Source organism: Paenibacillus senegalensis JC66 (assembly GCF_000285515.1).
GTDB classification, from domain to species: domain Bacteria; phylum Bacillota; class Bacilli; order Paenibacillales; family NBRC-103111; genus Paenibacillus_L; species Paenibacillus_L senegalensis.
Genome location: NZ_HE610961.1, coordinates 219,283 through 232,549, shown reverse-complemented (window position 1 = coordinate 232,549; position 13,267 = coordinate 219,283). Strand labels below are relative to the sequence as shown.

At 52.2% G+C, this 13,267-nt stretch carries 8 protein-coding genes; 4 read left to right on the top strand and 4 right to left on the bottom strand.

Annotation, left to right across the window (positions count from 1 at the left end; genetic code table 11):
- Nucleotides 1-85 precede the first annotated feature (85 nt).
- The 3 genes from PSHG_RS28380 (at nucleotide 86) to PSHG_RS19645 (ending at nucleotide 2,320) form a co-directional block, all read left to right on the top strand.
- Nucleotides 86-838: an RNA polymerase sigma factor gene (locus tag PSHG_RS28380; protein ID WP_010276655.1), complete on the top strand. Its 753-nt coding sequence runs from the start codon at nucleotides 86-88 to the stop codon at nucleotides 836-838.
- Nucleotides 839-1,456: 618 nt separating this feature from the next.
- Nucleotides 1,457-1,786: an ArsR/SmtB family transcription factor gene (locus PSHG_RS19650; protein WP_010276653.1), complete on the top strand. Its 330-nt coding sequence runs from the start codon at nucleotides 1,457-1,459 to the stop codon at nucleotides 1,784-1,786.
- A 24-nt stretch (nucleotides 1,787-1,810) separates the two neighbouring features.
- Nucleotides 1,811-2,320: an SRPBCC domain-containing protein gene (locus tag PSHG_RS19645; protein WP_010276650.1), complete on the top strand. Its 510-nt coding sequence runs from the start codon at nucleotides 1,811-1,813 to the stop codon at nucleotides 2,318-2,320.
- Nucleotides 2,321-2,658: 338 nt separating this feature from the next.
- On the opposite strand, the gene PSHG_RS19635 is transcribed toward PSHG_RS19645, so the two are convergent.
- The 4 genes from PSHG_RS19635 to PSHG_RS19615 all read right to left on the bottom strand — a co-directional run bounded on the left by PSHG_RS19635 (nucleotide 2,659) and on the right by PSHG_RS19615 (nucleotide 6,500).
- Entirely contained in the window at nucleotides 2,659-3,603 is a 945-nt protein-coding gene (locus PSHG_RS19635; RefSeq protein WP_010276647.1) for a YwqG family protein, read from the bottom strand.
- A 77-nt stretch (nucleotides 3,604-3,680) separates the two neighbouring features.
- Nucleotides 3,681-4,373 (bottom strand): DUF4274 domain-containing protein, encoded by a 693-nt coding sequence (locus PSHG_RS19630; RefSeq protein ID WP_010276644.1) that lies wholly within the window; start codon nucleotides 4,371-4,373, stop codon nucleotides 3,681-3,683.
- Nucleotides 4,374-4,467: 94 nt separating this feature from the next.
- Nucleotides 4,468-5,052: an LOG family protein gene (locus PSHG_RS19625; RefSeq protein WP_026021486.1), complete on the bottom strand. Its 585-nt coding sequence runs from the start codon at nucleotides 5,050-5,052 to the stop codon at nucleotides 4,468-4,470.
- Nucleotides 5,053-5,486: 434 nt separating this feature from the next.
- Nucleotides 5,487-6,500, bottom strand: coding sequence for a hydroxyacid dehydrogenase (locus PSHG_RS19615; RefSeq protein ID WP_010276637.1), 1,014 nt, complete (start codon nucleotides 6,498-6,500; stop codon nucleotides 5,487-5,489).
- A gap of 590 nt (nucleotides 6,501-7,090) precedes the next feature.
- Between PSHG_RS19615 and PSHG_RS30100 the strand changes: the two genes are divergently transcribed.
- Nucleotides 7,091-12,910 carry a cadherin-like beta sandwich domain-containing protein gene (locus PSHG_RS30100; protein ID WP_010276632.1) on the top strand — a complete coding sequence of 1,940 codons (5,820 nt, stop codon included), beginning with the start codon at nucleotides 7,091-7,093 and terminating at the stop codon, nucleotides 12,908-12,910.
- Nucleotides 12,911-13,267 lie beyond the last annotated feature (357 nt).

The following is a 13,267-nucleotide window of genomic DNA, read 5'->3' as shown; positions in this document are numbered from 1 at the left end:
TACCCCATAAAGGATAAGTAATATATAAGAATAAGGTGTGTTATATAAGGATAAGGTGTGTGGTTTTCAGAAAGGAGATCAGACTATGAGCTTGAAGCGATGGCGGGAATCAATGAGCGAAGAGCAATTCCAGGGGCTGCGGCTCGCTTTGTATAAATACTGTTTGTCTTTGACCAGATCAGCTCAGGATGCGGAGGATTTGGCGCAGGAAACTTGGCTGAAGGTTGCTGCTCAAGAAAAGCGGTACGGCAAGCATGCAAATCCAGAAGCGCTGCTGCTGCGTGTGGCCAAGAATACATGGATAGATTCCTTGCGGAGAAGCCTGTTATTCGGCAAGGTTTTACAGCGGGAGCAGGAACGGCAGAAGATAGCCGGCAGCAGCCAGGAGCAAAGTACAAGACAAAGACTGGAAGCAGCTTTTTATGTCATGATGCAGGATTTGTCTCCGATGCAGAGAACAGTGCTGCTGATGCGCGAGGTGTTTGGTTATTCTGCATTGGAATGTGCAGAGTATCTGAATACAACAGAAGGGGCGGTTAAAGCGTTGCTGTACAGAGCAAGGCAAGCCTTGATTCCGGCCAGAATGCGTGGAATTGATTTCTATGAGGAACAAATAATCGTTGAGGATGACAGCAAGCTGCCTGACTTAAGCTTATTCGTTGAAGCCTATGAACAAGGTGACATGGAGAGATTGATTGATATGGCCGGATGGAGTGTAAAAGATAAGCATGCGGCTAGTAATACTGGTTTGCAGGATTATGCTCAACCGATTTCCAAGCCGGCGGCTTTGCCTTCTATGAACACGACACCGCAGATGGCGATGAGTCTGGCGGCTTGATCTTATTGCCGCGTAGAGGCTATTGCTTATACGCGTAAAAGCTGTCGCTTATAAGCATAAAAGCTGCCGCTTATAAGTGCAAATCCATCCGTTGATCAACGGATGCTTGTGAGTGCAAGGCCCTGCGCGAGGTGCGGTGCGGGGCGTGTGGCGCTGGCACGAGGCGCTGGGCGCGCAGGTGTGTGGGCGCGAGACGTGAGTTGCGAGGCGTGAGTCCTGCTAAGCGCGGCATGTGCTAACGCTCGCCCTCGGTCTTATTTGGCAAAAAAGACCGGGATTTTAAATCTAACGCTCCTCCTCGCTCTTATTTATTACAAATAGTGGGGAAAACCGCGGGCGCGCAGGGTAGGCAGAGCTGACAGCGAGCAATCTGCGGCTAGCCTCCCGCGGACAGCGAGAAATCTGCGACTAGGCTGAGCGGGCGGCAAGCATGCAACTAGGCTGAAGCGGGCAGCAAGCTGCCGCGGTCAGCCCCATGGGCGCATGAGCTGCATAAGCTGTCTGCTCCAGCTCCAGGGGCTGCTTTTTAAATATTCCTTGAAAAGAATATTCCTATAATGGTATATTATCATTAATAAATACAAAGCAGAACCGAGGTGAATCTGCGCATTCAAAGTAATGAAGATTAAGCTGTTCAACGCATTAGCGGATCCAACCCGATTGCTGATAGTTGAGAAATTGCGGAAAGGACCCCTAATGGTAGGAGAGGTTGCTGAACAAGTAAATATTCGTCAGCCACAAGCTTCTAAGCATCTTAAGATTTTACATGAAGCTGGTTTGGTTGAAGTACAGGCAGAGGCTAATCGCAGGTATTACCGACTTCGAGCAGAGGGGTTTCAAAGTCTGGAATCCTGGTTATCTGATTATCGCCAGTTATGGGAAGATCGCTTTGATAATCTTGATGAATATTTAAAGAAGCTGCAGGCTGAGGGCAGTAAGTCAGACTGACTAAACGTGCAGGAGGAACAAGATATGGCGAAAAAGATGGTTACAAGAACTGAAGGTCGGGAACTCATTATGGAGAGGGTATTCGATGCGCCTCGGGATCTTGTATTTCAAGCTTTTACAAAGGAAGAGCATCTCAAGCAGTGGTGGGGACCAAAAGGTTGGAGCCTTACCTATTGTGATTTAGATTTCCGTCCAGACGGTGTCTGGCATTATTGCATGAAGTGTGTGGATGAAAGCCAGGGGGACTTTTTTGGGATGGAATCGTGGGGAAAAGCTGTGTATGCGGAAATTGTAGAAGGAGAGAAGATCGTATACACTGATTATTTTTCAGATGCTGAAGGAAGCATCAATACGGATATGCCTGCAGCTACGGTTACGATGATCTTCCTCGAGCAGGGAGGGAAGACAAAGCTAATTAATCGCAGCGAATATCCGACAATCGAAGCTCTCCAGCAGGTGATTGATATGGGGGTAGAGGAAGGTACCAGTCTAACGTTTGATTGTCTCGACGAATATTTGGAAGCCACCCGGTAGCGGACTGAAGCCGGGCTGCCTAATACGTCTTTCTCTTCTGGCGAAGGTGTCAAAATGAAACACCCAAGAATGTTGATTATAGGCATTCTTGGGTGTTGATTTTACGGCATTCTTTGGTGTTGATTTTTTAGAGTGTCAACTAAAATGACTTTAAGCGAGGCTGCCTAATAGAGCGGGGTTGCCTGTAAATCCTCCCTTTCAAAGTTTCAAAGCTGCTTTTCTAACATGTCAAAGCTGCTTTTCTAATATATCAAAGCTGCTTTCAAAAAGGTTGGTTCTTTGCCGTGAGCAAACAGTCAGAATAACGATGAAAGGGAGAAGGATCATTTTTTAACGCATTAACTAGTAGCCAAATTGAGGTAGGTGCGATCAAAGCGCCTGCGCTTCAGATCGTTGCGGTCGATCAGAAACTCAAGGAACCCAGCGTCCCACCAGCACATGTTAACGGCATCCAATGAGGATAGAGAGAGAAGCACCTGCCAATCCCGGGCCGCTTCCCGATGCTCTTTTTCCCGGTCTTTAAACTGAAGCAGGAGCGGAAGAGCCTTATGCTCGAGGTGTTCCGCATATTGTTCTTGTCCGTTCTCCATCGCTTGTCTCGCCTTTTGAAGCAGCTGTTCCGGCGTTCGATGAGTTTCAAACATGATTTCCTTCATTCCATGCCGGCATAAATAAGCATCCAGCTGTGTATCCCCGCACCAGCTTTGGAGTCCGCCGGCGAGCGCGTCGCTCTGGTCGCATATTTCCATATACAACGCCTCATTTTGGTCCAGTAATCCATCCGACTGTTCTCCCATGTCCGGAAGAGATAGCTGAGGCCTAAATGTAACCCGGTGGGGTACAAAATCCCTGTCTTCCGCAAAGACTTCTTCCTTTCCTTCTGGCGGAGAAGCCAATGTGAGCTCCTGGAGATCTCCATCATAAAATAGAACACGGTGATCCACGTCATAGGCCGGTTCATCTGCACCCAGGAAAAAATACAGCATGCCCGCGGCTGGCCAGTCGTCTGAAGGAAGAAAAGGCAGATCGCTCAAATTGATTTGGGCAAGAAAAGTATACCATTCTCCATCCTCTGTGCAGGGCCAGTCGATAGCTGGCGGCAGATCAGGCCGGCCTGCTATCCGGCTGCAGCCTTTTTGCTCATAATTTTCCTCACCTGCAAGCTCAAGCTTGATAGCTACTTCCGCATGCTCTAGCAAAAGCGTCTCAAGCTGCTTGTCCTTTTCGGCTCCGTGCTTACTGAGTATGTCTGCAATGGCTTGCTTCCTCCATGTTTCTCTCATCGCGGTTCTCTCCTTAAACGTGAATAGGGGGACTCATCTTTTTGAAGCAATCATTATTAGGGAATTTGCAGCGCTCATCATAAGGCATCGATTACAGGCTTCAGTTTCAATGCAAGCTTTCTATAGCCTTGTGTTTCGGGATCGGGCGCTTCTTCCAGCTCCAGCCAATAGTCTCCTTCCAGAAGGTCATACATATCAAGCTTGGTAATTTCCGCGCATGCAGGATGCTCGAAGACAGCAAGCATGGCTTCAGGTCCATCATCCCAGTTATATCGTTGAACAACAGCATGGAGGAGTTCGGCTGTGGGCAGCTGCCTGATTTTGCGGCATACAGCTTCTCTCGATTCATCGTGCAAAATATCATCAACCGTTTTGTCTTCCTCCTCAGTTAGAGTCAGACGTACCGCTCCTTTAGTAGCCAGGAGCATGTCGGCCAAGGAGAGGTCCTTAAAACGAGCGATGTTCCAAGCGGTCTCAAGTATACCTCCCGGAGAATCCAGCTTGGCTCCATAGTCGAGCAGCAGCCGGGCAGCTTCCTTCTGCTGAAACTTGGCCGCTTTTTTTAAAGGCGAGTCTCCCAGTTTATCCGCTGCTTCCAGTTCTGCTCCGTGATCGAGTAAAATTTTGAGCGCTTCAAGCGGTGCCCGATTTGTAATAAAAATCAGCAAAGGGGTGCGTCCCCGCTCATCACGCTCATGAATATCCAGTCGCTTGACAGCCTCTCTAATTTGAGAAATATCGTTAGCCTTGCTGACCGTTTTCCACTCCATAGTTAACTCCTTGCTTTATAGTTTGAGCGTATTGCGGGTGTATTTTAGGTGCATTTATACGATTCTCCACACTCAGCGCTTCTTCACCATTCCTCTAGGTCTGCGATGTGTCCGAAATATACGTTTTAGTGGATGGCGGCTCATAGGAATTGAATTTTTCAAGCAGGCTGCCAGGTTCTTCGTCTACTATAGCCATAGAGCGGTATTTTTCATGCAAAAACTGTTCCTTCAGCATATGATTGAACAATTCAACGAGAGGATCAAAGTAATGGTTAACGTTGAGGAGGCCGCAAGGCTTCCGATGCAGTCCTAACTGAGCCCACGTGTAAATTTCAAAAAACTCCTCTAATGTGCCCGGACCTCCCGGCAAGGCGATAAAGCCGTCAGCCAGCTCCGCCATTCGAGCCTTCCGTTCATGCATAGAATCGACAATAATCAGCTCGGATAAATGTTTATGAGAGATTTCTCTTTGATCTAAAAAGCCTGGCATGATGCCTATCACTTGTCCGCCTGCTTCCAGTACAGAATCGGCAAGTGCTCCCATGACACCGACGCTTGCCCCGCCATATACGAGAGTGATGCTGCGTTTTGCCAGTTCTCTGCCCAATTTTTGTGCGCTGTCTATATATACACTGGATGCCCCGTTGCTGGAGCCACAAAATACGGCTACATGGTTAATGGTGATCGCCTCCTAATGAAATCAGCATTATTATACAGGAAATCCCGATGCTTTGTTAACTTCATGCCGATGAACGCTTAAGCAAGCCAGCGGTCATAAAGATCTTTTGCATTTTAAATATTCTATCCTCAATAAGCGAAAAGACACATTCTATATAAGCGAAGACGCCCTCTATATAAGCGAAAAGACGCCTTCTTCCCAAATAGCTGTTAAAAACACTGCCGTCATCCAATTTAGATCCTTCACACAATAAAAATTAGCATTTTCTTAGAATAGCGGTTATGAAAATCACCTACAGGCCTGCATCCGGACTGCCAAAAAAGAAGATGCTCTTGTCCTGTACGGAGCATGCATCTTCTTCTTTAGATGAGGGTGTTCGATGGCAGTATAACGATAATAAATTTTTACCAGATAGAGCACATAGAGACGACAGGTCAGGCCATATAGCGGACTCGTTCTCTCGTAATCTCCCACAGCAGCTTTTCTCCAGCCAGATAGCGGCGAAGCTCGTCCAGCATATAGCTGCCCATGCGCCGGCATTCATTGTACAGCGAGCCGGCAATATGCGGGGTAAGCACAACATTCGGAAGACGGTACAGCGGCGACCCGGGCTCCGGCGGCTCCGGATAAGTAACATCGAGCACAGCGTACAGATCTTCCCGCTTGCGCAGAACCTCAATCATTTCTTCTTCCCGCACAACCGCTCCGCGCGACGTATTAATAAAAACAGCGCGCTGCTTCATCCGTTCAAAATGCGCACCGGTAATCATGCCTCGCGTCTCGTTCAGAAGCGGTGTATGCAGTGACACTACGTCGGACCGTTCAAACACCTCATCGAGTGAGCAAAGCTGCACACCAAGCGCCCGGGCTGTTTCTTCATCGACAAACGGGTCATACGCTATAACGTTGACGTCAAAAGGTTTCAGCAGCTCGCAGACGCGGCGCCCAATCATCCCGATAGAAATCAATCCGACTGTGCTACCGAATGCGCCCGGCGTTTCAATGCGAGGGGGGTAATGACCGTCCTGTTTCGTTCTGAGCGCATAATACCAGCCGCCTTTTAGAGCGAATAATATTTGGGAGAGGGAGTATTCGGATACAGGTACAGCATTAGCGGCATAGGCGCTGCATACACGTATCCCTCTGTCCCATAACGCATCTGTTACAAAGCCTTTTACCGAACCGGCGCCATGCAGCACCAGCTTCAGCTTCGGTGCCCGGTTTAAAAAAGCTTCATCCATATAGGCGGTTTCCCATCCGCTGAAAATCACTTCCGCTTCTCGCAAAATGTCAGGATTGTCTAAAATCGTTTCCCTGGTCTGCAAGGGGGCATAAATATGTACCAGTTCATCGATTCCGGCCCGCTCTTGAGGCCCATAAATCCAGTCAAAATTTCTTTCTCCGAGCAAATAAAGCGCTCTTGGCTTGTCGGCATTACGGGAATCCATTCCACCCTTTCCTTTCCATTAATTTTCTAATGTAGATTATACCATACCTTTTACCTGCTAGAGCCTTTACCTGCTAGGCCTTTTGCTTGTTAGACCTTTTGTTTTGAAAGACTGCTTTGAGTACATTCTAATATTGTTGGTCCGGTGACCTCGCTGACCCGGTGGTCCGATGATTGACACATACGAAATGTGGGGTTAGTTTCCACAAATTTACGAAAAGTAGTCTATTTTACGATTTTCGCAAAACGGTTAAAAAGCTTCAATACAGACGATTTCAAATAGAGCTGATTATGGTTATGATATACGCCAAACAAACCCTTGCGTTTAGAAGGGAGGGCAGCCGATGACCAGGGATTAGATTTAGATACCAGAGATTAATATTTAGATGACCAGAGACTAGATTTATAGGTATAGAAAAATTCAACACAACTGACATGAATCTCAAATTGGTGAATCTCAAATTAGTGAATTCCAAATTATTATGCAGCAAAAAAATGAAAGCGCTTCACTAAGCGTGTTTAGGAGTTGTTGGATTCAAGCGCGCATCTGTTGGCAAACCATGTACATGTATTGGAAAGGGGTATGACCGCATGCTAAAACGGATAAAGCACGATTTGAAAATCGGAACGCTGCTGTTATTGGTCGTTGCTCTCACGCTAGTTGGCCCGCTGACTGTGCCGGCGCCAGCACAAGCGGCGGGAGCGGTGACGCTAGATACGCCGGCAACAGGAACAACGTTCGGACCGGAGATCGTCCGCATTTCCGGGACGTATACGAACGCCTATGATCTTAGATTGTTTATCGACGGGAGCAGGCAGGTGCTGGCTACAATGGTAGACCCGGACGGAAACGATTCGGGGACTTGGTATTATGACCTGGATACCTCAACCTTTTACGGGGAAGTACAGATCACGGCTCGCGGCCTTGACAAGGATACGCGTTACGGTGTGTGGAGTCAGCCAATTACGCTGTACATCGACAATCCGGCGGCTGCACCGCCCGTTGTAAGCATCGTCAGCCCCCGAGAAGGGGTGTCGCTGAGCGGCATTGTCACAGTGCAGGTGGACGTGGAGGCGCATGCGGATGTGGAACGGGTCGAGGTGCGCATCAATAGCGGACCTTGGCAGCAGGCCACTGCAGACGGCAGCTTTTATACGCTGGAATGGGATACGGCTCCGCTTGGGGACAAGACGTCCAGCATTGAGGCGCGGGCGACGCTCGTCGGCGGTCAGCAGGCCAGCAGCCTAACGACATATGCCAAGGTTGGGGCTGGGACGAACGAGCCTTTTTATATGGGCAATCAGGATCGGGCGATATGGATTTGGGAGCCGGAAGCCTACAAGCTGCTGCTGAACCCCGGATCGCGCGATGTATTGGATGCGTTTGCACAAGATACGGAAACTTTCGGTTCAGATCCGATTACGACCTTTTACCTGGCTATTGGTCCGTTCGCGGGGATTGATATTCTCGAGGATGATCCAGGCAAGGTGCGTGATTTTATTGCCTGGGCGCATGAGCGGGGCTACCAGGTGCATGCTTGTATAGCAGGAGGCACATCGCCGCCGTATATGGGCGCATATGAGCGTTATCATCCGATGGCGATCCGCGAGATTGAGCGTGTCATCAACTACAATATAGCGGCAGGAGACAATGAAAAATTCGACGGAATCAACGTCGATATCGAGCCGTATATTGCTCCTGATTTTGCCAATGCGTATCCGTCACTGCAGCTACAGTATTTGGACGGGCTGAGCAAAATGATTGAGCGGCGCGATACTGCGGGCATCAATCTGCCATTCGGTCCGGCGATTCCCAGATGGTATGATACTTCAGACAATGCGAAGGACATTACGTGGAACGGCAGTACGAAATGGCTGTCCGAGCACATTCAGGACATCAGCGATTATATCTCGATCATGAATTATCGCGATACGGCGGACGGGTCGGCAGGCATTATCGCCCAAGCTCAAGGCGAGATCAATTACGCTGACTCCATCGGCAAGCCGGGCTCGGTCGTCATTGGCGTAGAGACGCTGGATGTCGCCAACAGCGGTGACCCCTCCGTGATTACGTTCCGCGAAGAAGGCCGCACGCATATGGAGGCCGAGCTGGATAAAGTGAACACGGCGTTTGCACATAATCCGTCGTATGGCGGTATTGCCATGCACCATTATGACTCCCTCCTTAACCTGCCGTCCGATTGGGGAAAAGACCGAATCTACTGGCAGCCCCCAGCCGATACAGAGCCGCCGACAGCGGTAAGCTCGGAGCTTGTTGCCGCGGCAGACGGCTATCAGGCTGCCACGCTGTCTTATGGCATGGCATACGACAACACCGAGATTGACCGCTATATTTTTTACCGCAGCACCATAGACGGCTTCACACCTGATGCGTCCCATATCGTCGGGATGACGCGCGGCCTGTCGTATCGGGATGTCGGCCTGCTGCCCGGAACGACTTATTACTACCGCGTAGCTGCAAGGGACGTGCAGGGCAATATAGGCCCGGCCTCGCAGCAGGCAGCAGTTACGACCGCGACTACGGAGCTCAAGCCGGCAATCCTTGATGGCCTGCATGTGGACTATGCGGCCAATAACCAGGCTGTGGCTGTCGTACAGGCAATCGACCTGGTTACGGGTGAGCCGCTGGCCGGAATCAGGGTTGAGGGCCGGTTCACTTATGCCGGAGGCAAGTACGTCGTGACGACGACAGACGAGAAGGGCTGGGCGACCTTCGTCTCGGAGACAATCCCCGAGGGCTGGCAAGCCGGCTTTGAGCCGCGGGCTTTGACCGCCGCCGGCTACTACTGGGCGCAGGCATACGATCGGCCGCATACGACTGCATGGGCGCCATGGTCAGGCTTGCAATCGCTTGAGCTGTTTGGCGCGGACGGCGTTATCGAGCTGCCATTCGAGACCGGCCAGACTCGCTATACGGTCGCTGTGCCGGAGCATATCGATCTCGTAACGGTCAGGCCGGAGGCCGCTGCCGCAAGCAGTATCGTTTTGGTGAATGGGCAGCGTGTAGAGGGCGGCCAGGCGACAGCGCCGATTGCATTGCAGCCGGGTGCGAATATGCTGCGCGTACTCGTCTATAACCTGGAAGGGACGATCGATACGTATACGCTCACGGTCACGCGAGGTGATGCGGGCAGCGAGCCGGAGCCGGTTGACAATGTTTTTGTCGCGGCGGAGGACACGTATGTGTCTGAGCATGAGCCGCGGGAAAATTTCGGCTCTGAACCGCTGCTGGAGGTCCTTTCTATACCGAGGGCGAACGGCGGAGGCAACCGCACCGCATTTTTAAAATTCCGTTTCGAGGATTACAATGAGCCTGTCGAAGATGCGGCCTTTTACTTCTATGTGGCCGAGAAGCCGGCTGTGCCGGTTCCGGTGAAGATCGAAGCCTACGATGCGGACAATTGGAGCGAGAGTGAGATGAACTGGGACAATCGTCCCCGCTCGGGCGTGCCCGGCTGGTATGCTCTGGGCAAAATCACCGTGCGCGATGCTGGCTGGCATCGGTTCGACGTGACACAGTTTGTCGCCAATCAGGCAGCGACAGACCGGATCGCGACAATCCGGCTGCTGGATGAGGATTTAAAAGCGACTCCAGTTCGGATTCACAGCCGGGAGAATGAGACGAATCAGCCTTATCTGCTGATTAATCCTTCATCGGACGCAGCGCTGCGGACACTAACTCTCGATCCTGGCAGCGTAGAGGTAGTGCCGAATGACGACGAATCGGTTTATGAGGCCGCTGTGCCCTATATCGTGGAAAGCGTGATGGTCACCGCCGTGCCTTCAGAGCGGCATGCAACCGCAACGGTCAACGGTGTTCCTGTGGAGCGCGGCCAGCCTTCTGAACCGGTTGCGCTGAAGGTCGGTGACAACATAATCACAGTGCAGGTCAGGGCGCAGGACGGGACGATTCGCGATTATTCTCTTGTCGTGAAGCGGGACTTACCAGCGGTTGCGGAGCTGAGCTCACTCACGCTGACCGGGATGGAGCTGAATACGGATTTTCGCCCTGACTTGACATATTATGAAGGAAGCGTCACGTATTCGGTGTACGGGATTGGATTGCAGGCAGTTTCGGCAGATCCGCTGGCAGGCATTACGATCGGAGAACAAGGCTTTGTCGGAGTGGCGAGTGTGCCGTTCGTACCGCTGCAGGTTGGCGACAATGAGCTGCGGATCAAGGTAACGGCACAAAACGGCAGTGAGCGCACGTATGTTTTGGCGATCGAGCGCCAGCCGCAAACGGTAGATCCCGGTCCGGAGCAGCCGCCTGAGGGGCCAGAGCAGCCGCCTGAGGGGCCAGAGCAGCCGCCGGGGGAGCCGGAGCAGCCGCCGGGGGAACCGGAGCAGCCGCCGGGGGAACCGGAGCAGCCGCCGGGGGAACCGGAGCAGCCGCCGGGAGAACCGCAGCTGTCCTCGGATGCAACTGTGCACACGCTGTCGATTGAAGGTGCGGTGGTAATACCGGATCCCGGCGGCGATGGCAAAGTTTATAAGACGGTAGTTCCTCACCTTGTCAGCAGCGTGACTGTAACCGCCGTGCCAACGAACCCGCATGCAACCGTAACGGTCAATGGCATACCTGTGGAGCGCGGTCAGCCTTCGGAGCCAATCGCGCTGCAGGTTGGCGACAACACCATCGTTGTGAGAGTGACGGCGCAGGATGGTACGGTTCGCGACTATACTCTTGTCGTGAAGCGCGACCTGCCAGCGGTGACAGAGCTGAGCTCGCTCACCTTGACCGGCGCCGCACTGAGCCCGAATTTCCATCCTGATGTGACGCGGTATGAACTCCGGGTGCCTAACAGGGTGCGAGAGCTCGGACTTTCCGCAGCAACGCTAGATCCGCTGGCGGTTCTTCGTGTAGGCGAACGTGATTACGTCGGGACCGCTGCAATATCATCTGTGCCGCTGCGAGTTGGCGTCAATGAGCTGCGGGTTAAGGTAACGGCTCAAAACGGCAGCGAGCGTACGTACACGATTGTTGTGGAACGGCGTGCAGCGAATCCAGGCACAGGTCCGGGGTGGTTCGGAGACGGTCAGCTGATCGGAGGCGGCGACCGGAGGGCAATTGTGGACGTTGGTGGACAAAGCAGCAGTGTCTTCGAAGTTGAACTTGTACGCAGTATGTCAGAAGGTAGAGTGAAGGATGCAGTTATTCTCGAGGAGTCCGCAATCGATCGAGCACTGAGGTCGGCAGGAGATACGGATGACCTTTCATTTAGGCTGGAGATTCGCGATTCGTCCACCGAACCTGCAGACGAGCTCCACGTGACAGTTCGCAGCGCGGCAGCTGCGCTGCTGGCTGAGCGGGATGCTGAACTGGTAATCGCTTCGTCCTACGGTACGATCCGCCTATCGGCTGAAGCACTGCGGCACTATGCTGCTGCTGCGGGCGGCAGTGACCTCGTGCTTGTAATCTCGCCGATCCAGGAGGATGAACGATCGGCCCTGACCGAGCGTTTCCTTGCAAACGAGACGTTGTGGAGGGAGAAAGGACAGGACTCGGAATCTGCGGCGAATATCGTCGGTGTCCCCGTGCGCATCGAGACTAAGCTCGAAGGTCGAACGGTTGGTGTATATTTGCCGTTGGATGAGGCTCCGGGTGAGACCGATTTAAGCCGATGGGCAGTCTATATCGAGCACAGCGACGGCGAGAATGTGCTGCTTCGTCCTTCCAAGGTTAGCTTGGACGACAGCACGGGGCGCCTGGCCGGTCTGGAGGTTGAGGTCGACAAGTTCAGTACGTTTGCCATCGTGCGGCTGCCACAGCCGTTGATAGATTCAGATGGTGAAGGCGGATCGCTGGAAGCGTACGTGAACGGGTACGAAGACGGCACATTCCGCCCGGAGGACACGCTGACGCGGGCGGAGCTGGCCGTATTGTTCGACCGTCTGTCTCCAGCGGCGAGCGGTGAGCCAATCCGGCTTCCCTATGCGGATATGACCGATAGTCATTGGGCGGCTGCGGCGATCAGCCGTCTGACATCTGAAGGCATCGTGGAAGGGAGAAGCTCCGGTTTGTTTGCTCCTGGCGAACCGGTAACGCGGGCGGAATTCGCCGCCATAGCGGTCCGTTGGCATAACGAAGCGGGAGGGGCCGCGTCCGCTGCGCAATTTGGCGATACGGCCGGTCATTGGGCTGAGGCGTATGTGGCCGTGTCAGCCGGGCAGGGATGGATCGAGGGCTACGAGGATGGCACGTTTCGTCCTGACCGGGAGGTGACGCGAGCCGAGGCGGTTACCGTACTGAATCGCCTTACCGGTCGCGAGCCGCTGTTAGACGAATCGATCAGCCCATCCTGGGACGATGTTCCGGTGACCCACTGGGCATTTGCTGCGATCGAGGCTGCTTCCCGCCATCTTCCGGCAGGTGAATCGACCAACTGACAATGAATTGTGACCGGACACGCTTATATAAGAGAGCAGCGATATGCTGAGGAAAGAAACAGGAAGCGGATGACATCCGTCTCCTGCAAAACTTCCTTAGGTCGGGTTTCTTCTCCGGCTCTATTAATCCAGAAATAACCGACCGCTATGCTCATACACCCCTATTGACAGACAGATAAAAAAATCTGTTTGTTAATAGGGGGTTTTTATATCAGGAGTTAATTTCTGCAAAAGTAACGACGATCGAATCGAGTTGTTTGCCGAACTCTCCGTAAACATCGAAATAATCCGTTATTTCAAGTAATGACTAGATGCATACTCGATGACGAAGGAGATACGCATCCGACAGCGTCCGCA